Annotated in this window: 22 protein-coding genes; 2 read left to right on the forward strand and 20 right to left on the reverse strand. The window is 41.8% G+C overall.

The window, feature by feature from the left end; translation table 11 throughout:
* Positions 1-329: 329 nt before the first annotated feature.
* The 14 genes from K401_RS0128320 to K401_RS0128385 form a co-directional block, all read right to left on the reverse strand.
* Positions 330-1,145, reverse strand: coding sequence for a glycoside hydrolase family 88 protein (locus K401_RS0128320; protein WP_156945325.1), 816 nt, complete (start codon positions 1,143-1,145; stop codon positions 330-332).
* Between the two features lie 21 nt (positions 1,146-1,166).
* Entirely contained in the window at positions 1,167-2,024 is an 858-nt protein-coding gene (locus tag K401_RS0128325; RefSeq protein ID WP_024296106.1) for a carbohydrate ABC transporter permease, read from the reverse strand.
* A 5-nt stretch (positions 2,025-2,029) separates the two neighbouring features.
* On the reverse strand, positions 2,030-2,935 hold the full coding sequence (locus K401_RS0128330) for a carbohydrate ABC transporter permease (RefSeq protein WP_024296107.1): 906 nt from the start codon (positions 2,933-2,935) through the stop codon (positions 2,030-2,032).
* A complete protein-coding gene (locus K401_RS0128335) occupies positions 2,892-4,526 on the reverse strand; it encodes a glycosyl hydrolase family 28 protein (protein WP_024296108.1) in 1,635 nt (544 codons plus the stop codon). The genes K401_RS0128330 and K401_RS0128335 overlap by 44 nt, the downstream gene beginning before the upstream one ends.
* Positions 4,527-4,603: 77 nt before the next feature.
* Positions 4,604-5,977, reverse strand: a complete 1,374-nt coding sequence (locus K401_RS0128340) for an ABC transporter substrate-binding protein (RefSeq protein ID WP_034620068.1) — start codon at positions 5,975-5,977, stop codon at positions 4,604-4,606.
* A 19-nt stretch (positions 5,978-5,996) separates the two neighbouring features.
* A complete protein-coding gene (locus K401_RS0128345) occupies positions 5,997-7,124 on the reverse strand; it encodes a glycoside hydrolase family 88/105 protein (protein ID WP_024296110.1) in 1,128 nt (375 codons plus the stop codon).
* A gap of 3 nt (positions 7,125-7,127) precedes the next feature.
* The gene (gene rhmD / locus K401_RS0128350; protein ID WP_024296111.1) at positions 7,128-8,324 is read right to left on the reverse strand and encodes an L-rhamnonate dehydratase; all 1,197 of its coding nucleotides are present in this window, start codon (positions 8,322-8,324) and stop codon (positions 7,128-7,130) included.
* Positions 8,325-8,336: 12 nt separating this feature from the next.
* Complete coding sequence (locus K401_RS0128355) at positions 8,337-9,224, reverse strand: dihydrodipicolinate synthase family protein (protein ID WP_024296112.1); 888 nt, start codon at positions 9,222-9,224, stop codon at positions 8,337-8,339.
* A gap of 22 nt (positions 9,225-9,246) precedes the next feature.
* The gene (locus K401_RS0128360; RefSeq protein WP_024296113.1) at positions 9,247-9,999 is read right to left on the reverse strand and encodes an IclR family transcriptional regulator; all 753 of its coding nucleotides are present in this window, start codon (positions 9,997-9,999) and stop codon (positions 9,247-9,249) included.
* Positions 10,000-10,536: 537 nt separating this feature from the next.
* A complete protein-coding gene (locus tag K401_RS0128365) occupies positions 10,537-11,652 on the reverse strand; it encodes an anaerobic sulfatase maturase (RefSeq protein WP_024296114.1) in 1,116 nt (371 codons plus the stop codon).
* 151 nt (positions 11,653-11,803) lie between these two features.
* Entirely contained in the window at positions 11,804-13,024 is a 1,221-nt protein-coding gene (locus K401_RS0128370) for an FAD-dependent oxidoreductase (protein WP_024296115.1), read from the reverse strand.
* A 115-nt stretch (positions 13,025-13,139) separates the two neighbouring features.
* Positions 13,140-13,688, reverse strand: a complete 549-nt coding sequence (locus tag K401_RS0128375) for a YeeE/YedE thiosulfate transporter family protein (protein WP_024296116.1) — start codon at positions 13,686-13,688, stop codon at positions 13,140-13,142.
* A gap of 29 nt (positions 13,689-13,717) precedes the next feature.
* The gene (locus tag K401_RS0128380; RefSeq protein ID WP_024296117.1) at positions 13,718-13,945 is read right to left on the reverse strand and encodes a sulfurtransferase TusA family protein; all 228 of its coding nucleotides are present in this window, start codon (positions 13,943-13,945) and stop codon (positions 13,718-13,720) included.
* A 28-nt stretch (positions 13,946-13,973) separates the two neighbouring features.
* On the reverse strand, positions 13,974-14,660 hold the full coding sequence (locus K401_RS0128385; RefSeq protein WP_024296118.1) for a YeeE/YedE thiosulfate transporter family protein: 687 nt from the start codon (positions 14,658-14,660) through the stop codon (positions 13,974-13,976).
* Positions 14,661-14,910: 250 nt separating this feature from the next.
* Here K401_RS0128385 and K401_RS0128390 point away from each other — a divergent pair, with 250 nt between their 5' ends.
* Positions 14,911-15,810 carry a LysR family transcriptional regulator gene (locus K401_RS0128390; protein ID WP_024296119.1) on the forward strand — a complete coding sequence of 300 codons (900 nt, stop codon included), beginning with the start codon at positions 14,911-14,913 and terminating at the stop codon, positions 15,808-15,810.
* On the opposite strand, the gene K401_RS0128395 is transcribed toward K401_RS0128390, so the two are convergent.
* Both K401_RS0128395 and K401_RS0128400 read right to left on the reverse strand, forming a co-directional pair.
* Positions 15,800-16,021 carry a sulfurtransferase TusA family protein gene (locus K401_RS0128395; RefSeq protein WP_024296120.1) on the reverse strand — a complete coding sequence of 74 codons (222 nt, stop codon included), beginning with the start codon at positions 16,019-16,021 and terminating at the stop codon, positions 15,800-15,802. The two genes, K401_RS0128390 and K401_RS0128395, sit on opposite strands and share 11 nt — an antisense overlap.
* A 51-nt stretch (positions 16,022-16,072) precedes the next feature.
* Positions 16,073-16,546 carry a YbaK/EbsC family protein gene (locus tag K401_RS0128400; protein WP_024296121.1) on the reverse strand — a complete coding sequence of 158 codons (474 nt, stop codon included), beginning with the start codon at positions 16,544-16,546 and terminating at the stop codon, positions 16,073-16,075.
* A gap of 510 nt (positions 16,547-17,056) precedes the next feature.
* On the opposite strand from K401_RS0128400, the gene K401_RS0128405 reads away from it, so the two are divergent.
* Positions 17,057-17,689: a GyrI-like domain-containing protein gene (locus tag K401_RS0128405; protein WP_024296122.1), complete on the forward strand. Its 633-nt coding sequence runs from the start codon at positions 17,057-17,059 to the stop codon at positions 17,687-17,689.
* A gap of 75 nt (positions 17,690-17,764) precedes the next feature.
* Here the strand turns inward: K401_RS0128405 and K401_RS0128410 are convergent, their stop codons facing one another.
* The 4 genes from K401_RS0128410 to celB are packed head-to-tail and all read right to left on the reverse strand — an operon-like array spanning position 17,765 to position 21,781.
* Positions 17,765-18,922: a Sapep family Mn(2+)-dependent dipeptidase gene (locus tag K401_RS0128410; protein ID WP_024296123.1), complete on the reverse strand. Its 1,158-nt coding sequence runs from the start codon at positions 18,920-18,922 to the stop codon at positions 17,765-17,767.
* A 3-nt stretch (positions 18,923-18,925) separates the two neighbouring features.
* Positions 18,926-19,894, reverse strand: coding sequence for a glycosylasparaginase (locus K401_RS0128415; protein WP_024296124.1), 969 nt, complete (start codon positions 19,892-19,894; stop codon positions 18,926-18,928).
* Between the two features lie 15 nt (positions 19,895-19,909).
* Positions 19,910-20,434, reverse strand: coding sequence for a GrdB-related putative oxidoreductase (locus K401_RS0128420; protein ID WP_024296125.1), 525 nt, complete (start codon positions 20,432-20,434; stop codon positions 19,910-19,912).
* A gap of 15 nt (positions 20,435-20,449) precedes the next feature.
* Positions 20,450-21,781, reverse strand: a complete 1,332-nt coding sequence (celB, locus tag K401_RS0128425) for a PTS cellobiose transporter subunit IIC (RefSeq protein WP_024296126.1) — start codon at positions 21,779-21,781, stop codon at positions 20,450-20,452.
* Positions 21,782-21,792 lie beyond the last annotated feature (11 nt).

Raw genomic sequence — 21,792 nt, forward strand, 5'->3', positions numbered from 1 at the left:
TTATGAGAGTAATTATCCTTTATTTGTACGAGACCTCCTTGTAATTAGCTAAAATATCTACTAATTGCAAGGGGCACCTTACTAATCCTTGATCAGTAAAGAGCCCACATATGTATGGCAGTTTGTCAAGTATGAAATAAAAAATCCATATCTCTTTTTCAGAAGTATGGCTCATATCTTAACTTAATGACATTGTATTAGAGCCCGCCTATGGCGGACAAACAAAAAAAGAACCAACCATGTATTGCTACATGATCAGCTCCTTATTGGCTGCATTACGTTCGCTTAACTTAATGACATTGGTCGCACAATGACATGAAATCATATTTTTAGTTTTTCAATATGACTTCACTATAAGCCATCATAAAAGTACTTATAAATATTTCATCCTGTAACACGCTTCCTAATTCTTTCTCCTCCATCTTTCGTAGAAATGTTTGATATATATCTGCTCCAACATCATAATATCGTTCTTTTGAAATAGCCTCTAACCGACAACTCTTCATGATAGAATAAGATATCATAAGTGCAACCAGCTCACTCTGATCATTCCAAATAATGTTCTTCTCCAAGATATTTTTTAACTGATCCTTAAATAGTTTCTGAATATACTTCATCTGTTCAAAAATCTGCTCTGATATGATTCCAAATGAATCAATTAAAGCCATCATGTACCAGCCCAGACCATTCAAAGAAACCCCATTCAGTAAATACGCTTCTAATTCCTTAAAATGATTGTGTATCCGATTATATCCTTCCTTTTTATTATATATTGTTTCATATAACATATAAGAAGGTTCCGTCATGTAAAATTCTTCGGGAAACAGATATAATGCTTCTACTGACGCTTGTACGGTCTGCTCTATAGCTTTTTTATATTTTTCATTCAAGGTCATCTGATAAGCAAAATCTAATATCCTGACACCTGCCATTACTCGACCAGAGGCAATGCCATTAAGATCTTTTGTATATCCATATCCATCAATGAACCTTTCCATGCATTCAAGGATTCTCTCTTTGTAATAAGTATCCTTCGTTGCCTCATACATGGCTTTCAAGCCCAGAAGGACCATAATAGTCTTCTCATTCCAGTCCTTGCACTCATCTAAATATTCATCTACATATTTTTTTACTACTTTATCCACTGTCATCTCCATCCTATAAACCTATCCCTTAACTCCGCCTGCTGCAATTCCATCAACAAAAGATTTCTGAGCCAGGAAAAAAACAATTAATGACGGTATAATCGAAATCATTGACATAGCCAGAACCCTGTTCCACTCAAACCCTGCATCTGCATCCATGGACATTTTAACAAAAATAGAAGCCGGATATCTGGCAGGAGTATTAACATAAAGCAGCGGGCCCATGAAATCATTGGATGACCACATAAACTGGAATAAGGCACAGGAAACAATTGATGGTTTCAACATCGGCACAATTACATGCCATAATGTTTTTAAAGAATTACAGCCATCAATCTTCGCTGCCTCCTCTAATTCTTTTGGAATATTTCTTAAAAACTGTATCAGCATGAAAACAAAGTAAGTATCCGTCGCAAACAGGGTCGGTACAATCAGTGCCAGGTACAGAGGCGAATCAATCCAATTAAACTGATTGTACATGATAAACTGAGGTACATTTAAAACAACCTGAGGCAAAAACAAAGTAGACATAAGGATTGCGAAAAAGATACCCTTTCCTTTAAACTGGAATCTGGCAAAACCATAAGCTGTAATAGTAGCTGACGTAATCGTAAACACTACTTTTGAAATTACAATCTCATAAGTATTTAACATAGCTTTAAAAATATTGATATCTCCCCCATAACCTTTTAAAGCACCCTGGTAGCCACTTAAGGTGGGCTTTTTAGGAAGGAACCCAATTCCGCTAAAAATTTCAGCATTTGTTTTGAAGGATGCACCTACCATCCAGATCAGGGGATATACCATAATAAGACCTACTGCAATCAATACCAAATACCGAAAAAATGTATTAATCATCATTCTTCTATCTCTGGTCATGTCATCTATCTCCCTTCCTCATCCGAATAGTAAACCCATTTTTTCTGACTTACAAATGCAATTGCAGTAAGTGTCATTACAATAAGAAACAGCAGCCACGCCTGTGCACTGGCCATACCCATTTCATAACTCTTAAATGCATTGTTATAGATCAACAGTGAAATAAGGGTTGTTGAACCTCTGGGACCACCCTGAGTAATAATATATGGGCCATTGAATTCCTGAAATGCCTGACATAATTGAGTAACCAGATTATAAAAGATTACAGGTGTAATAAGCGGTACGGTAATGCTGAAAAACTGTCTCCATTTACCCGCTCCGTCAATGGAAGCAGCTTCATATAAGTCCTGTGAAACGCCCTTTAATGCAGCAAGAAATATTACCATGGCCGACCCAAACTGCCATATACGTAAAAAACAGATTACAAACAATGCGTGAGTACGGCTGGCCAACCAATTTGGCCCTTCTACCCCAAAATACCCTAAAAGGATATTGATAATACCATCGTTCTTAAAAATGGCCTTCCAGAGCACAGCAATTGCTATAGAACCTCCCAGGATTGAAGGAATATAATATGCCGTCCGAAATATGTTCACTCCCCTAATTTTAAAATTTAATATATAAGCAATGAATAAAGCAAATATCAGTTTTAACGGAACTGTCATAAACGCATATTTAAAGGTAACCTCGTAAGCATCCATGATCTTTTTTGTATTGAAAATATCTTTATAATTCATCAATCCAAACTCCCTAATTCCATTAAACAGATGGTAATCCGTAAAACTGTAAAACAATGAAGATGCGAACGGATATGCTTTATATACTAAAAATCCTATTAGCCATGGTAATATATATAAAAAACCTTCATTATTGCGCAAAATCCTTTTTAAATTCCGTTTCAAATTTGTCATTTGAGGCATCTTCCCCCTCCTCCACTCTCTTTCCATCTTTAAAAAAGTTATCTACCTGGTGGATGATCCAGGCCGATCCTTCCTGACCGGTTATCCGTATGTTATCCATTTTTAAATATTGAACATTATGGACATATATCCCCATTTTTGTGATTTTTTCTACATCTGCCAACAAATCAGGAAATTCAGGTGTAGGATTATCACAATAATCAATTTCAATATCTTCCATCGTTATATTCTGAATCTTAGCCTCAGGCAAACCATAAATAAATGTACCGCAGACATGACAATTGTGAGCCTTGATATGTTTAAATACCATGCTTTTAATGACAGGTGTTCTGTCATCCAATGGCAGCGGGTTCTTGGAAGCCACGTATTCCGTATGACCATCAGGATCACAATCCCAGTAAAAGGAATTCACTACAAAAGGACTTAAGACATGATTCATCCGGATATTCTCGAACACAACATTATCGATAACCGCATCCTTTCCCCTTCCTCTCCTTGTTTTTATCCTCAAACCTCTGTCTGTATTAAGAAACAGGCAGTCTTTTACAATAAGGTTTCTTACTCCGGCCGCCATTTCACTCCCCAATGTCACAGAACCATGTCCGTCCTTCATACAGCATTGTCGAATTTCGATATTTTGAGACGGTTCTTTGTACTTTTTCCCCATATATATCTTTCCGGATTTAATTGCAATACAGTCATCTCCAACAGAAAAATACGTCCCTACAATTTCTACACCATTACAGGACTCGGGATCCATCCCGTCTGTATTCGGTGAAACTTTCGGATTGAGAATATGAAGACCAATAAATCTAAGATTCCTGGAAAAATACGGATGGATATTCCATGCAGGAGTATTCCTGGTTGTAAATTCATGCAGAGTGATATTCTCACAATTATTTAAGAAAATCATCCTGGGACGATATGCTCCTTTAATAGTTCTAAAATCATTCCACCAGTTATTGTAGCTGGCATTGCCATCAATAACGCCCTTTCCTGTTATCACGACATTGGTTACACCAATTCCTGTGATGATGGAAGAAAACATCCTTAATGGGTTTCCTTCCCAGCTTCCTAGATTATATTCTTCCTGTTCATCCCAGCTTTCAATTAATCCAGGGAGGACAGCGAATTTCTCCCGTTCCGTAAAGGCGGAAAGAACGGCGCCTTCTGCCAAATCAATTGTAATATTGCTTTTTAAAAAAATGGAGGATACCCTGTAAATTCCCTTTGGTATAAGCACTCTGCTATCCAGAGGACAGGAACTGATAGCTGCCTGAATTGCAAGGGTATCATCATGAGCTCCATCCCCTACGGCCCCAAATTTCTTAATATCCAAAGTCACAAATTCATAATCTGTCCTTACATTTACAGTCTCAGACCTAGTACCTTCGCCTACCACCTGTATCGTATACTCTGTATCTGGTTTCAACCCATCAACAGTCTCCACTACACGGCGGCTGGTCATACGATTCTTTCCATTAATATATATATCATAAGTAAAATCCGTATAAAAAATCCCCGCATCCAGAAGTTCGATTGTAATCTTCCTTGCCGTTTTAAATATTACCCTGAATTTCATACCTATCCTGCCCGCTCCGTTTATCTTCTGATTTGGGAACCAGTCCGCCTGAAGACTGATTCCCTGAGTTTTACATTCTATTTATTTGAATCCTGTACTTTATTAATCCCATCAATCAGCCTTGCCGCCAGTTCATTAGGATCAATGTTGTCATAGCTTAAATCTTCAAATATTTCAAAATATAAACCTGTATTATCTTTCAATTTGGAATCCTCGAAGTATGGATCCAATGCAAATCCTGCATTCTCCATTGCCGCTACATTACTTTCATAGGTCAGATCAGAAAGCTTTCCTGCGGACTCCAGTATCTTCTGCGCATTCACATTCGATACTACCCCTCGTTCAAGCCCCATGATTTCTATTGCATCCGGATCATTTAACAGGAAATCAATCAACATTGCTGCTTCTTTCGGATGCTGGCTGTGAGCGCTAACTCCAAAGGCCATTGCAATCTTTACAGTAGCTGCTTTTACATTACCATAGTCATAAGGGTAGCCGCCCATTACAAACTCCTGTCCCTCCTCTAATGCATTGGCAAATTTAGCCTGTGAAGAATCCCACTCATAGAATCCTGCATACTTTCCATCAATCCAGTTTGGATTTTTGTCCATTGTATCCGCTCCGTCTCCTGCCAGCTTTTCCTGGCTGGGGAATACATGGTTATCTTCAAGCATTCTTATAAATGCAATTCCGTCAGCTACTTCCTCTTCTGTGAAATTAACCTTCTGATCCACAATCCACTGCTTGTCATATTTCTGCTGAAGATAATACACCATAACCAGTGACTGCTCAAACGGAGTCAATGCCATTGGATAATAAGCTTCTCCCAGCTTCTCTTGGAATACCTTTCCCGCCTCAATCATCTCCGCAAAGGAAGCCGGAACCGCTATTCCTGCTTTGTCAAAAGTAGTTTTATTCCAATAGAACACCTTTCCAGTGGAGGCTATGGGAATTCCTTGAAGCTTTCCATCAATTGTCATCTGCTTTAACAGACTTTCGGGGTACTGTTTCAGATCAATTACATCCCCATATTGGTTTAAATCTGCAAAACCATCTCCATCTTTGGAGAATTCATAAATCCAGTTCCAGTTTATCTGCATCACATCTGGTTCCGTACCTCCTGCCATTTGTACGGAGAGCTGGTCCAGCCATCCATTCCAGGCTCCATACTGTGCTTCTACTTTAATATTAGGATATTTTTTCTCAAATACCTCTATTGCCTTTAAAGTCACCTCATGTCTGCTGTCACCGCCCCACCAGCTTATCTTAAGGCGTACGTCCTTGTCTCCGCCCTCCTGAGTGTCTTCCTGTTGTTTGGAAGATCCTTCTGTCTGCTGCTCATTTCCCGCTTGTGATGAACTGTTCTTTACGTTTGTCCCACATGCAGTCAAACCTACCACCATTGCGGTTGACAGTACTACTGCCGATACCTTCTTACTCCATCTTCCCATAATTTTCTCTCCTTGAATTTTATTGTAATGCCTCTGAAAGAGCCATTATACATAGTGACTGGCCATATGCCATGGGAGCTATCATAATTCCTTTATAATGATCCCTACCCCTTCCTACAGGTGTTCCGGCGGATACCCCTTCTACTGTGCCATCTGAACTGATCTTATCTAAGATTCCATTCACCGCACGCTCAGCTGCTTCTACATGGTCTGCTGTCAGCACTTTACTTCGAAGTCCCTTAAGTATCCCATATACAATACCTGCGGATCCCGATGTTTCTTCATAGCTATCCGGATCATCTAAAACCGTATGCCATAATCCTGACTCACTCTGATACTCACATAATGCAGATACCTGTGCCTTATAAGCGTCGATTAAAATCTCTTTCACTGGGGGACTTAACTTATCTCCTAATATTTCTATAAAATCCAGTACCGAAGCAGTATACCAGCAATTTCCTCTACACCAGAATGCCTTACTAAAATTCTTGTTTTCATCAAAGGTCCATGCATGATAAAATAATCCAGCTTCTTTGTCATATAAATATTTCAGCATGATTAGATACTGATGGACTGCCTCATTCTGATAAGCTTCATTATCTGTATAGACTCCCCATTTTGCGAGAAAAAGCACTGTCATGAATAATGTATCAATCCATATCTGATTTTCGTTCATGTTCAACAAACCCCTGGCTGCATCTTTAGTCGTCGTATGCTGAAAACCATTTTCTTTTGTTCTAGGCATTTCATACATAATCCACTTTGCCCAATCCTCACAGATCTCCCTGTATTCTTCATTAGATTCTACCAAATCTACCATTGTCAAAAGCGGACAGGTTGTATTTATATTTCGTACCGGCAGTCCCATCTGTATATGCCTCTGGAACCACTGCTGAATATACAGTTTAATGTCCTGATCTCCGGTAATTTTATACAGATTCATCATCCCATATAAACCTACTCCCTGAGGCCAGTCCCACGCATCCATCCCAAAATCCCTTGGAAATGCTCCGATAACCTTTTTTGTTTTTTCCTGATTCTTAAGTAGCTCTTCCTCTTTTTCTGGCCTTTGAAGATGCTGCAAACGAAATGTAACTAAATTTAAGGCACTTTGGATCTTATCCTTATTGATTCCTTTCGCATTCACGATTTAAAGCCTTCCTCCCTTTTTTACAGCAATCAGATTGCAGCCTTCTTTATTCAGTTCCGCACCAAATCCTGGCGTATCTTTTATCTTCAGCTTTCCATTGATCGGAAGCGGCTCATCCTTAATCAACGGATAGTATTGTGAAATTACTGTATCTGCATCGGGACTCATCATGATACACTCCGTAAACGGACTATTTACTTTTGTAATAACATAGTGATGACTATAAATTCCGCTTCCATGCGGCACTACCATTTTTCCATAACTTTCTGCCATGTTCCCTATTTTTATCAGCTCGGTCATACCGCCGCACCAGCCTACATCCGGCTGAAGCAAATCAATATCACAAAATTCCATCAGCATGCGGAATCCATAACGTGTAGCCTCATGCTCTCCACCTGATACCATCATGGTATTTCCTGCTGCCTTTTTTAAATCCCGATATGCCCAATAGTCATCCGGATTAAAGCATTCCTCTACCCATTTGAATCCCAATTTTTCAGACTCATGCATAAGCTTTCTTGCATACGGGAGATCCAGGGACATCCAACAGTCCCACATAAGCATGAAATCATCACCGACAGCATTCCGCATTTTCTCTGCAAGTCCCACATTCTTTCTGAGTCCCTCCTCACCATCTGCTGGGCCATATACAAGCGGAAGCTTACCGCCTATAAATCCCATTTCTTTTGCTAAATCGGGGCGCGGTCCTGTTGCATAAAATGACAATTCTTCTCTTACCTTACCTCCCAGCATGGCATAAACCGGTTCCTGCCTTAATTTTCCCAAAAGATCCCATAGCGCTAAGTCAACCGCAGATATAGCATTCATTACGATACCTTTTCTTCCATAATACAGAGATCCACGATACATCTGATCCCACATCTGCTCAATATTTTCAACCGGCTGCCCGATAATAAACCGATCTAAATGGTTCATAATAAGCCACGCCGCCGGATAACCGCCGGTTGAAATCCCAAATCCAATTTCCCCATTGTCGGCTTCTACTTCAACAACAAGGGTCTTCAATGCATTGATACCAAAGCTTGTTCTAGTCGCCTTATACTCCGGATAGATACTCATTGGCGTGGAAATTTGTTTTACGATCCAGTGATCTTGCCCTTGATCATGGTAATCCGCTCCACCCCCTTCAGCAACATAAGCTCTGATTTCAATGATTTTTCTTCCCATAATTCCCATAACCTTATCCTCCTATAGTTTTTTCAGCAATTCCTGAATATTTTCTTTATCCTTTTGGTTTAATGACAACCCCGGCAATTTCTCCGCTCCCGACTGATGCAACACTTTCTGGTAAACGGCTTCCTTTACTGCCAGCAGCAACGGAAGCGAATACTGATATACTTCTGAAGCCACACACATCTTTTTAAAGTACTCCTGCATCTTTTCCTCATTATTTTCCAGAGATTCCCTATACAGCCCCACTGTATACTGAGGTACAAAATTACTGGTTGCATTGATAAAACCGTCAATCCCTTCCTTCATCATCTCATATGCCTGCGTTTCATAAGCACAAAATACCATAAACTCTGGCTTATCTTTTTTAATTTCCACCATAGCTTTTAAATGAGCCATCTCTGGAACGGTATCTTTAATTCCTATAATGTTCGGACATGACAATGCCAACTTTTTCACTAATTCCGGGCTCATATCAAACCCTGTAAGATCTGGAAAGTTATATACAATAACAGGAAGCTGAGAAATTTTTGCCAATTCCCTGTAATAAACTTCTATGTTATCTTCAGCATATATACTAAAATACGGAGCAACTGCCAATACGGCATCGGCACCTGCCTCCTGTGCTGCTACTATCATTTTCTGCGTATATTCTAAACATGTGTCTCCGACACCAACCAAAACATTAACTCGGTGATTTACATATGCAGTCATAACTTGAATCAGCTCTATTTTCTGTTCCACTGTCATAACCCCAAATTCACCTGATGTTCCAAGATAAGCAATTCCATTAACACCCTGTTCAATCATAAAATCTGTGTGGCGTTTCATCGCTTCATAATTGACTTGTCCTATCTCATTAAAAATTGTAATTGACGGTGGATTTACTCCTGCTAAACTTCCCATATTTACTCCTCTTATCTTTTTATCATTTTCTTATGTACCCCAACTTTTCTGAGATCTCTTTTGTTGACTGTAATAAAAGATTCACAATCATTTCTTTGTTTCCTCTCATTCTTTCTGTTGGCCCTGATACACTAACCGCGGCTTCCATCTCACCATTTCTGTTAAAAATCGGAGCAGCCGCACACCAAAGTCCTACTTCAATCTCCTCATTATCTACAGCATAACCAAGCTTTTTAAATGTTTTTATTTGGTCATACAACTCCTCCTTTTTTGTGATTGTATGTTCTGTTATGGGAACAAATTTCAAACGCTCTATGAGCGCTTCTCGCTGATCATCCGGTATAAAGGTGAGAAAAGCCTTTCCCAATCCCGTACAGTAAATAGGTTTCCTTCCGCCTAATCTTGCATTCGTTGAAATAGAGCGGTAGTTATCTACTTTTGCAACATACACGATGTCTTCATCAGATAAAACAGCCATAAAAACAGTTTCCTTTAAAGTTTCCATAAGTCGCTTCAAAACAGGAGCTGCTATTTTGTTCAAATCCAGATAGGAAGATGCGTACGCCCCCAACTGAATCAATTTTGCCCCTAGCGTATACCTTTTGTTCTCATTCTCTAAAAGATATCCCTGATCCAGTAGTGTCTTAACCAGATTAAATGTACTGCTTGCAGCATACCCAAGCGCTTCACCTATTTCTTTTGATGTCAACCCATCAGGATACTCTTTTAATAACTCAAAAATTTCTAAAACGCGTTCTGCAGATTTAACTCCCATATGTTTCTCCTTTTCACATATATGAATTTAATTCACTAATTCATTTTTAAATATAGCACCTCGCCAATTAATTTACAAGGTTACCGGTATCTTTTCTTAATTCATATATGTGAATTGATTTTGCATACTTGAATTTCTGATATTAATATAGCACTTAGGAATTAAGTTGTCAATAAAAATGATGTTAGTATATAAGTATGTATACAAAAAGTTTAATACAATAAAATTCAGACAGAACGTTTATTCTTTTCCTTCGCATCATTTAAACAACTTTTTTCTCTTTCTGTTACGAGAAGAATGCTGTTACTGGAATAAATATTATTACAGCCGTCCAGCAAGGTGTCAGCATACGGAATTTTAATTATAGCAAAACCATTGGTTTTATGTTATTTTTTATGCAAGGGCGAAGTATAAGTTAATAAATTAAAAACTGCAGCAATCCAAGGCATTTTTAAGCCTTTCGATTGCTGCAGTTTTTATAAGATCCGTTTCTGCATATGGAAAAAATACAGATGAGAACTCCCAATGATATAAAAATCAAATCAATTTCCGATAGATCTCTATTAATCTTGGATACGCATATTCGAAAAAATTATAGTATGCACTGCAGAAATAATTCTTTCCCGTATTCTCAGAGGTTACCGGCTCCCGGTTTCTGCGGCAGCCATTGCGGCATAAACCATACCACTTACAGGTTCCGCATTCTTCAGGTACCTTTTCCGACCATTTTATAAACCCAAGTTCCTCTCTTCTTTGTTCCATATCCTTAAAACTGTCCGTATTCACATTCCCCAGCCGCCATTCATCCAGCGCATAAAAATCGCAGGGATATGTGCTTCCATCGGCTTCGATCACCCACTGCCTTCCGCAAACTCCCCGCATGCTGCAGCTTTCCGGAATCTGCCCGGCTATTATCATCATCAGGTTTTCAAAATAACGGTTATACACATGGTTTCCGGCCTTCCGGTCTAAATACCATGCATCAAAGATACTTTTTAAAAAGAGTTCATACCTTTCCGGTGTCAGCGAATATTCATGACCGCCAGGTTCTTCACCGATGGGATCAAGGCACTCAATATACTGCTGGAATTCAAAATGGTTCTTCTTGAAAAAATTGTACATCTTTTGACCATTTCTGGCAGCAGCGGCAGTTACAACGGTCAGGATATTATATTCCACTCCATGCTTTTCCAGCAAACGGATTGCCGCCATAACGCGTTTGTGAGTTCCCTCTCCGGCAGCATTGGCCCGGTATTTGTCATGGATTTCTTTCATACCGTCTAAAGAAACTCCCACCAAAAAGTGATTTTCTGCGAAAAAGGCGGCCCATGTTTCATTAATATTATAGCCATTGGTCTGAATGGCATAATGAATTCTGATTTTTTTTGGATTGGGATGAGCGGCAACATAACTGACCAGACTTTTATAAAAATCCAATCCCGCTAAAGTCGGCTCTCCGCCCTGAAATGCAAAGGTACACTCTCCGTCTGCAAAAACCATCGACCGGTCAACAATTGTCTGCAAAGTACCCACCGACATCCTGCCATAGGACTGGATGGTACGATTATTCAGTTCATCTGCATAAAAGCAATATTCACATCGCATGTTGCAATTGCCTGATGCAGGTTTAATTAAAAGATTTAACAGCGGCATAGCCACGCTCCTGTCTATTCGTAATTTCTATCACCTGGTACTCTAAAATATTGTAAATGTATTTACAATAAATAACAAGTCCAAAAATTTATTTTCATAGACGATCCAATCAATCTCTCTGATACACGAATAGTCAGCCCTGGCATCTTTTCTATTTGCATACGCTGTTAATGCGCTCCGGTGTCAATTCACCATAACATTTCTCCATGATCTGGCATTCTTTGATCCAGACCATACAGGGGGCGTTCTCCACATCAAGGCGCTTTGCAAGTCCATCTGATTTATAAATATCGATGCAGGATACCCTAAAGTCGCAATGCTCCTGTTCAAACTCTTTGAAAACCGGCAGCAGTTCTCTTGACTGGGGATCGATTGCATTATAAATATACACAAGGGAAGGTTTGCCTTCATTCATAATCTGTTTTTCAAATATTTCGCTTTCCGATACATATTTTTCCGCACCGTATCCGGCAACGGCTCCGTCTCCCACCGCTGTTGCAACCTGTTTTAAGTATTTGTCACGCACATCTCCTACTGCAAATACTCCGGGTATGTTTGTCTCCATCCGCTCATTTGTTATGAGATAACCTCCCCGATTCATATCCAGAACGCCGCGGAATAATTCCGTATTTGGCAGGTAACCGATAAACAGAAAACAGCTGTCCACTTGAACTGGGATTTTCTCCTCTGTTTTTAAATTCTTTAACACAACCGTGTGCAGCCTTTCGTCACCTTCAAAGCTATCTGCAACTGTATTCCAGATAAATTCCATTTTGGAATTGGCAAGAGCCTGTGCCTTTGCGATCTCATTGCAGTCCATTTTGCCATTCTCATGCATAACGGATACGATCACCTTGTCTGCAAATTTGGTTAAAAATATCCCCTCTTCAATGGCTGCGTCACCGCTTCCGATTACCATAACGGTCTTCCCGGTATTTGCCGCCGCATCACAGGTGGCACAGAATGAAATTCCTTTATCATAAAGATATAAATCCTCATTTTTTGCACCGGTCAGACGGGGCTTCCCGCCGCTTCCGATGATCACAGTCTTTGCCTGGTAAATGGTGCGGAACGTTTCTACCAGCTTCACCTCCCCTTCTAAGGATACGGATTTCACATCTGTCAGTTTAAACTCCACACCGAATTTTTTCGCCTGTTTATGGAATAATTCCATCAGTCCAAGCCCCGTTGCCCCTTCAGGAAAACCGGGGTAATTCTCTATTTCATTGGTATATGTGGCAAGCCCGCCTACCAGGGTTTTTTCTATGATCAGGGTTTTAAGCCTGGCTCTGCCGCAATAGATTCCCGCAGTTAAGCCGGCCGCTCCGCCTCCGATAATTACCACATCATATGATTCTGTTTTTTTAGCCATTGCAACCTGTTCCTTTCTGAATATTCTTATTCTTCCTCCATAGCCGTTTTTTTCCTGTGGCAGGGCGTTTATATTATTTAGGGGCAATCAAATATGATCGCCCCATGATTACAAATCACATAAAATATTTGGCTAATAATTTGCTTCCCAGAAAAGCACCTACCAGTAAAAATGCCCCGAACACCCATCCGGATAAGGAAAAGGCTGAAATCGCAGTAAATAAAGCTCCTATATTACAGCCATTTGCAAGTCTTGCTCCATAACCCATTAACAAACCGCCAAGAATTGCCGCTACCACCTGCCGGAAAGACTTGATCTTTTTGATTTTAAACTGCGAGGCAAATAACGTTGCCACAAAGGCCCCCAGCACTATGCCCAGATTCCGGATGGAACCGCCGTCTGCCATAAAGCTGGTATTCAGTTCTTTCTGCATTTTTTCAGAGGCATAGTATACCCAGCCGCTTGCGTCGCCCCCAAGTGCTTTGTAAATCCAGGTGCCCCAGTTGGCAAATGCGCTTGTCACTCCCCAACCGCTGCCCAGGGCAGAAAAGTGGGCGATTTGAAAAACTGCAAGCAAAACCGCACCGGACACATATGTTAAGGGTTCTTTTAACAGCTTTTTGTAAATCGGATGATCGCCAAGCTTAATAAAAAATTGTTTCAAATTTATTCACCTGCTTTCACGGAAGTTATCTACTTCGTCTTTTCAATGACAATTTCCCACTCTCCGTCATCCACTTCTTCAATTTCTACGTTATGTCCCTGTTTTCTTGCCCACTCAGGAACATTTTTCATTGCACAGCTATGATCAATGGATACGACCAAAACATCTCCTACGGATAGCTCACCGATCTTCTTCTCAGTTTTCATAAGCGGGACAGGACAAGCCTCTCCCAGACAATCTAATGTAAATTCTGCCATTTTATATCTCCTTTAATTTAAAATTATTTTATTCTGCACTTCCCATTTTCTTTTCCTGCCATTTGACAGCCGCTATGTATAACAGCACAATGATCAATCCCTGTACAAGGATTGCACCAAACCAGCCAAACACGTCCGGTAAAAATATCTTCGGAGCATTTGTATTGAATTTGCTCCAGAAGTTCATATCGTGTGCACCCCAGAAGGAACCTGCTATGAAAAATACCAAAGACAGTACCTGCATTGCAAACCCCTCTCCAACGCGCATCAAAGTTCCTGATGCACAGCCTCCGGCAATGACCATTCCTGTACCAAACATAACCGCACCGATGATCAAGGGCAAACCAATGGGCGATACGCTGGCCATGCTGTAATTGGATTCTGCATTTGCCATGACACTGGCATACTTGATCGCCCAGAATCCCACACTGCCAACTGCAACTGCGACCAGTACGGCTCTTGTTACAGATGTGCTTCCTGTAATACACGGGTCACGGAATGCTGCCGTAAAGCAAAAACGAGAACGCTGCAGGATGTACCCGAATGCAATACCGAATCCCCAGTAAACAGGCAGCTTATTGTTCCCTCCTGCCAAATAAAATCCAAAAGCAATGATCAGGATTGTAACCAGAATTGCATATGGAATCTGGCTCTTTTTGGGTTTTCTTGGTTTGCGCACTCTTTCCCCACTTACGCTTGTGTTAACCTCTGACACATAAATCCCCCTTTCTTAAAATAGTATTTGTTAATATAATAACGAAATCGCAATTCAAATTATACCACAATTATCAAAATCCAGTTAATCAAGAATCTGATATGTCATAAGATTTACTTATATCCTATTATTTTATCACACTAGCCATAGGGAAACTTATTTGCTATAATGAAAGGGCAAAAAAAGAACTGTTAAGTTTTTAACAGTTCAATCAAATGGTTTGGGGTTAAATTCAGAAAGGCGGGTTAACATGAACATTCATAACCTGAACATGTTTATAAAAATTGTGGAATCCGGCAGCATCTCTAAAACTGCCGAACAGATGAATATCAGCCAGTCCGCATTAAGCCAGCAGCTGCGAGTCATGGAACAGGAATTCAGCGCACGGCTTTTTGAGCGGAACTATCAGGGTGTGATTCCCACTAACATTGGTATGATTGTTTATAACCGCGCTCTTGAGATATTATCGTCCTATGACAGAATGGTGGCTGATATCACCAACGCACAGAATCAAAATAAAGCCATACACATCCTTGCTTCTCCCTGCGTATATTCTTATGCCCTGCCATGCACGTTTTACCATGTAAAAAACAAATATCCGGAATATACGCTTAACATGGAAATGATGTCCAGCAGAATCATAGAAGAAAAAATATCAAAAGGCTTTGCTGATATGGGAATTATCATCGGTAAGCCCAAGGATAAAAATCTGTCTGCCAAAAAGGTATTTTCTGACCGGGTTTTTCTGGTTGCAGGGGAAAAAATGAAGGTTCCCTCCCAGTTAGACTGCCAGGATCTTTATCATTACCCGCTGCTGATGCTGGTAAAAACCCAAAAAACAAGACAGGTACTGGATAAAATGCTGAACAAAAACGGAATCCGCATCAATCAGCTGCATATCCCTTATACTCTTGAATCCACGGAATCCATTAAACTGTCCGCAATCAACGGCTTCGGCCTTGCATTTCTCCCCTATATGGCTATCAAGAAGGAAATTTACAATAAGCAGCTTCGTATCATTGAATGTCCATGCCTGGAATTTGATAATGAATATTATTCCGTAAAAAATGCAGCAAGCGGCCCTCTCAATTGTGAATCTTCAAAGCTCATCAAATACATTGAAACAATACTAAAAGAGACTATTTGTTAGCATAAATGGTGATTTCCCATACCCCGTTAATGACTTCATCCGTAGCATAACTTAAATCATTTGCCTTGCAAAAAGCTTCAATATTAGTAATCGTACAGCTATGATCCGTTACCAGCATACATTCTTCACCGTTTTTTATGGAATGAATGACATTTTTTAATCTCAAAACAGGTACCGGGCACATATCGCCCAGACAATCGATTTTAACCATAAACGCTCCTTCTGCACATTTTTATGCTTTTGCAAGGCAAGCTGCCATAAATTAATCATTCCAGCCCTTACACACATCAATCCATTGTGAATAACCAGAGTATTTTTCCAATTCTTTTATTGTAAGCTCAATGGCACTGTTACTGCTCCCACAGGCCGGATAGACCGTTTCAAACCGTTTGAGGGATATATCAAGATAGACGGCAACGTCACTTTTAACAGCAAAAGGGCAAACACCCCCAATTGCGTGTCCCACCAAATCTGTAATCTCATCAGGTAAAAGCATTTTAGCTTTTGTGCAAAAATACTCCTTGAACTTTTTGTTGTCAACCTTCGCATCGCCGGAAGTAACCACTAAAACTGCTTGTCTGTCTACCATAAAAGAAAGCGTTTTGGCAATTCTTTCAGGTTCACAGTTTAGTGCAAATGCAGCCAGTTCTACGGTTGCACTGGACACTTCAAATTCTTGAATTCGGGTATCCATGTTGTATTGTTTAAAAAAAGCTTTTACGTTTTCAATTGCCATAATCATTCTCCTTGTCTTAGCACTGCGCTGCCTCATTTATATATCATTTCATCATTTAGAATATTATAGCATACAAAAGTAAAATTCAATGCTTATATATCTCATTTTGTTTATTCCTATATTTCGATATTCTTTTATCCTTATTCTGTCATACAGGCAAGCTTCTTGACACGCTTTGTTAACAAACAATTTTTTGTTGGTTTTCAACAGCCATGAAAATTCCTTTTCACCCGGAATCAAGGAGGTCTGTGATGATATTCAGAATATAAGAAAAGAGCGAAGGGAAAAGATAAGAGAAGATATTATTTATAAAAACATAAATATAGATCTTTTGAAGCTCGAACTCCGGGACGAACGGACAGTAATATTAATTCGCTTGACACTGAATGGGTAAATGATATTTAAACAAAAACATCTTAATATGACATACAGCTGTCCAGTTATATGTGGTATAAGTTATATATCTTGTATTGAAGAAGCAAAATAAAACTGCGAAAGGAGGTATCTCCTATGGCGACTGATTTCAAAAAGACGCAAAAAGATTTATATCAACCCGACGCAAAACCGTCCGTCATTGAAGTGCCGGAAATGGTTTTCATTATGATTGATGGGCGAGGCGACCCAAATAAAAGCGAAGCATACCAGACTGCTTTACAAGTTCTATACGGCTTGTCCTATACTGTAAAAATGAGTAAAATGGGCGGCAATCAACCCAAAGGGTATTATGATTTTGTTGTTCCCCCATTGGAAGGATTATGGTCAAAGGATGCAGACGATTTTGAAATTGGCATAACAGAAAAGAGCGCGTTTCGCTGGACTTCCATGATACGGATGCCTGATTTTGTTACGCCGGAAGTTTTTGAAGCGGCAAAAAAGAGTCTAGTCAAAAAGAAACCAAACCTCGATTCTTCTATTGCGCGGCTTGAAATTTTTAATGAGGGACTTTGTGCTCAAATTATGCACACTGGCCCTTATGACAGCGAACCTGCAACGATTCAAACCTTAAAAACCTTCATAACTGATTCGGGATATAAGCTTGACCTTTCAGAGAATCGTAAACACCATGAATTGTATTTAAGCGACCCACGCAAAACATCTCCCGATAAATTGAAAACGATTATCCGTTATCCGATAATCAAGTGATATGATAGATGAATTGTAAAAAGATTAAGCGGCGGGGATTTGCTTCAAGCCTCCAACATAATCATGCTCCATTTGTTATAATTGTCCCAGACGGTACAAGGCCAGTGCATAGATCTTTGCATTGGTCATTAAGTCCTCCACGCTCATCCACTCATTGGGATTGTGGCTGATGCCTTTTTGTCCCGGGAAGCTTGGACCAAAGGGGACAATGCCCGGCATAGCCTTAGCATAAGTGCCGCCTGTGGTGGTCACCGGGGTACCGTCCTGCCCTGTGACCAGTTCATAGCATTCCTGCATGGCCCTAACCATAGGCGTGTCCTTTGGGAATACCACCGGGCCAAAATTCTGTATGAGTTGGGCTTTAAACCCTTCTACTCCGACCTTATTGTCCATGCGCTTCATGATTTCGTCTATGGTAACGCCTCCCGGATAGCTTAAGGTGACATCAAAGGCCGCCTGGCTCTTACCATTCAGACTGCCAGGAACCACACTCAGCTTATATCCCCGCATCTCCATCGTGCCATATTCTTTGTGGCAGAAGTCAATCCCCAGCCTGTCACCTGTATTCCCGGCTCCGATAAAATATTTGTTTACAAAGTCAAAAAATGACTCCAGCTGCTTCAGACCGCCTGTAATCCGCACCATGGCCCTTCCCCGCTCGCTGTAAACCACCGGGTACTTGCAGTCCGGTGTGAATCCATAGAGGGGCGGCCTCTCCTTTGAAAGATAATACTTCAGATCCTCAAATCCGGATTCTTCGTCGCAGCCAAAGATGATGCGCACCGGATTCTTAAGGGTAAGTCCGGCCTCCTTAATGGCGGCCAGACCATAGAGACAGGCCATGACCGGCCCTTTGTTATCCAGCACTCCCCTGCTGTAAATGACTTCATTCTCCATATAGCCGCAAAAAGGCGGCTGCTTCCAGCCTTCTCCCGCCGGGACAACGTCCACATGACCAATGGCGCAGACATAGTCTTCTCCCCTGCCATACTGGGCATAACCAATATAATGATCCAGGTTCACGGTGTCAAATCCCAGCTGTCCGCTGATATCCAGGGCACATTCCAGAGCGCGCTTCACACCAGTGCCAAAGGGAGCTCCCTCACAAGCCTCCCCTTCCACACTGTCAATGCGCACCAGCTCCAGGACACTGCTGATGAACCGGTCCTTTAACCGGTCCACGCAGTCAAGTATCTTCTTATCTGATTCATTTTCAATCTTTCCATATCCCATATCTTAATCCTCTATAGGTGCCATGCGCGTCTTCATATAAGTTTCCATCCATTCTTCAGAGGCTTTTTCATAAGTGCAGCGGCCGTCCTCCCCGCGGGTTACCAGATAAACCGTGGGTTCCAGCTCATCCGTGACCACTGCAAAAGAAAATCCCTCGATATTTGTGGCAGCCCCCCACTCTCCCTTAGGATTCATGGCAATGAGGGATATATCACCGGCTTCGCCCCGGCGTTCCCGGAGTTCCTTATCCAGCCGGTTCACCGCTGTCTCACAGGCTTTTTGGGGATGCATTCCTTCTCCCATAAGGCGGACGATCTCATAAGAAATACAGCCTTTCATCAGATCCTCTCCTAAGCCTGTGGCACTGGCGGCTCCTTTCTTGCTGTCGGCATAGAAGCCGGAGCCGGATATGGGAGAATCACCTACTCTGCCTTTTTTCTTCATGAACAGGCCGCTGGTTGAGGTGGCCGCCGTCATCTTACCCTTTCCATCCAGGCATGCCATACCCACGGTATCATGACCGGAATAAGGTTTAAGCTCCTTGGCGGCCGCCTGGGCCGCCATCTCTTTTATCCGCTTCCTGTAATGTGCCTTTGCCCGGTCTGTCAGCATATTTTTGCGCTCAAAGCCTTCCTTGTGGGCGAATTTTTCGGCTCCCTCAGCCACCAGCATGCTGTTGACTTTCTCCTGACTCAGACGCCTGGCAACCGACACCGGATTGGCAAAGTCCCTGATGGCAGCCACTGCTCCTATATCCAGTGTGCTGCCGTCCATATAGGCTGCGTCCATTTCCACTTCCATTTCCTCGTTAGGCAGTCCGCCATAGCCCACGGATTTATAGTAAGGGAAGTCCTCTACCTGACGGATGGCCGCCTCAATGGCATCTCCCGCGTCGCCGCTTTCTTTCAGCATCTCAGCTCCCTTTGTGATTCCTTCTACAGCCATACGCCAGGTTGCTATCATACCCCACATTGCAAAGGCCTCCTTTTATTTAAAACAGAATTCATGAATCAGTTCTGAAGTGTCCGCACCGTCGGCTAAGGCCCTGGCCAGAATACACATATTTCTTAAGGCATCATTAAGGCCCAGACCGCCCTTTTTCGGCGTCTCCACAATCCATACTTTATCTTTATAAGCTGCAATGGTATCTGCATTCTCCACAGACATGGCTGCAAATGCCTTTGCCTTGGTGGTGGCGTTGATATCGCAGGCTACTTTGGCGCACATCTGTGCGTAGTCCGCATAGTTAAAGGCCGGTCCGCACATTACCACATCCGGCTGCAGCTTATTTACCATGGCACAAAGCTTGCGGCTGACCTCCTCCGGATCGGCAAGGTATGTGCCATTGCCGCAGCACAGGCAGGCCATTACGTGTCCGTCCACCTGTTTTAAGAAAGGTTCCATCATGATTGCAGGGCCGATGGGCTCCTTTTTCCCTGTAAGGGGAACCATGGTGTCGTCCTTGGTTCCAAGTCCTGACTGAATCTGGTCATATATCATAATAAGCTTCATACCGTATACCTCATTTTATAGATCATCAAAAGAAAGATCGTTAAGATCAATATCGTCATCGTCGGTTTTCTCAGTTTTTCTGGTCTCGTCTTCTATGTATTGTTTATCCATCATCTTAATGAACGGCATATAGATGAATACGCCCAGAACAAGAAGAATCAACTGAAGCACGGCTCCCTGCCAGCCGGTTGCAAGGAACCCGGAGAGGATGACAGGCATGGTCCACGGGATTGCTACACCAGAGCACAGAGGAACCAGGCCGATACTCATACAGAAGTAGGAAATCACAATGTTGATGGTGGGCACCAGCATGAAAGGAATGAGCATCATTGGGTTCAGCAAAATAGGCAGACCAAACACGATGGGCTCATTGATACCGAAGAGGCCCGGGATAAAAGCCAGTTTTCCCAGCTCCTTAATACGCTTGGAACGGCAGAAAAAGAGCATTGCGATCAGCAGCGACAAGGTGGAGCCGCAGCCGCCAAATGTGGCGAATAAATCCTGGAACTGCTGGGAGATAATATTGGGCAGCGGCTGGCCTGCCTGAAATGCAGCCAGGTTCTCCGCAGACAGGGTCTGAAGGATGGGATTGAATACCGCCCCTACCACGGAACCGCCGTTTACTCCGAAGAACCAGAAAAGATGGAGGAAAATATAAGCGATTACCATAGCCGGAAGGGTGTTGCCCAGCTTAAGGAGAGGAGTCTGCAGGATGGTGAACACAAAGTTGAATGCGTTATCATATGGGGTCATGGCAAAAATAATGTTTATGATGAAGAACACCAGTACGGAAATTCCGGCAGGAATCAGGGCGGAGAAGGACTTTGCCACAGTCGGCGGGACACCGTCAGGCATCTTGATGATCCACCCCTTTTTATTGACCCACGCATAGATATGCACAGACAGGAATGCCACAATAATTCCTACGAAGATTCCCTTGGAACCCACCCAGCCCAGGGGAATGCCGGACACGGCAGTATCATTTACCATGATCTTATAAGGCATGATCAAAAACCAGCATACCAGTGATACGGCAGCGCCGAACAGCTTATCTACCTTCATCTGTTCGGAAAAGGAATAGCCGATGCCAACGACTGCAAGCATTGCCATGATTGAGAACGTGGCATCGGTTGGCTTGGCAAAGTAGGCATCCCAGTTCTCCCCAAAGAACCTTGCCCAGAAGTTGGTCCACCCGGGAATCGGGAAATTGGCAATTAACAAGAAAAAGGAACCCACTATTAACAGCGGCATGGACAGCAGGAAGCCGTCACGAATTGCAATAAGATACTTGTTCTTTCCGATCCGCTCTGCCAAAGGCATGAGTATTGACTCTAATTTACTTAACATATTGTTATTCC

It is taken from the genome of Lacrimispora indolis DSM 755 (assembly GCF_000526995.1).
Lineage (GTDB): Bacteria > Bacillota > Clostridia > Lachnospirales > Lachnospiraceae > Lacrimispora > Lacrimispora indolis.

Excerpts from the sequence above, each read along its gene's own strand:
- K401_RS0128325 (WP_024296106.1), bottom strand. The coding sequence starts at position 2,024 with ATGACCAGAGATAGAAGAATGATGATTAATACATTTTTTCGGTATTTG.
- K401_RS0128330 (WP_024296107.1), bottom strand. The coding sequence starts at position 2,935 with ATGACAAATTTGAAACGGAATTTAAAAAGGATTTTGCGCAATAATGAA.
- K401_RS0128335 (WP_024296108.1), bottom strand. The coding sequence starts at position 4,526 with ATGAAATTCAGGGTAATATTTAAAACGGCAAGGAAGATTACAATCGAA.
- K401_RS0128340 (WP_034620068.1), bottom strand. The coding sequence starts at position 5,977 with ATGGGAAGATGGAGTAAGAAGGTATCGGCAGTAGTACTGTCAACCGCA.
- rhmD (WP_024296111.1), bottom strand. The coding sequence starts at position 8,324 with ATGGGAATTATGGGAAGAAAAATCATTGAAATCAGAGCTTATGTTGCT.
- K401_RS0128355 (WP_024296112.1), bottom strand. The coding sequence starts at position 9,224 with ATGGGAAGTTTAGCAGGAGTAAATCCACCGTCAATTACAATTTTTAAT.
- K401_RS0128360 (WP_024296113.1), bottom strand. The coding sequence starts at position 9,999 with ATGGGAGTTAAATCTGCAGAACGCGTTTTAGAAATTTTTGAGTTATTA.
- K401_RS0128365 (WP_024296114.1), bottom strand. The coding sequence starts at position 11,652 with ATGCCGCTGTTAAATCTTTTAATTAAACCTGCATCAGGCAATTGCAAC.
- K401_RS0128370 (WP_024296115.1), bottom strand. The coding sequence starts at position 13,024 with ATGGCTAAAAAAACAGAATCATATGATGTGGTAATTATCGGAGGCGGA.
- K401_RS0128380 (WP_024296117.1), bottom strand. The coding sequence starts at position 13,945 with ATGGCAGAATTTACATTAGATTGTCTGGGAGAGGCTTGTCCTGTCCCG.
- K401_RS0128390 (WP_024296119.1), top strand. The coding sequence starts at position 14,911 with ATGAACATTCATAACCTGAACATGTTTATAAAAATTGTGGAATCCGGC.
- K401_RS0128395 (WP_024296120.1), bottom strand. The coding sequence starts at position 16,021 with ATGGTTAAAATCGATTGTCTGGGCGATATGTGCCCGGTACCTGTTTTG.
- K401_RS0128400 (WP_024296121.1), bottom strand. The coding sequence starts at position 16,546 with ATGGCAATTGAAAACGTAAAAGCTTTTTTTAAACAATACAACATGGAT.
- K401_RS0128405 (WP_024296122.1), top strand. The coding sequence starts at position 17,057 with ATGGCGACTGATTTCAAAAAGACGCAAAAAGATTTATATCAACCCGAC.
- K401_RS0128410 (WP_024296123.1), bottom strand. The coding sequence starts at position 18,922 with ATGGGATATGGAAAGATTGAAAATGAATCAGATAAGAAGATACTTGAC.
- K401_RS0128415 (WP_024296124.1), bottom strand. The coding sequence starts at position 19,894 with ATGTGGGGTATGATAGCAACCTGGCGTATGGCTGTAGAAGGAATCACA.
- K401_RS0128420 (WP_024296125.1), bottom strand. The coding sequence starts at position 20,434 with ATGAAGCTTATTATGATATATGACCAGATTCAGTCAGGACTTGGAACC.
- celB (WP_024296126.1), bottom strand. The coding sequence starts at position 21,781 with ATGTTAAGTAAATTAGAGTCAATACTCATGCCTTTGGCAGAGCGGATC.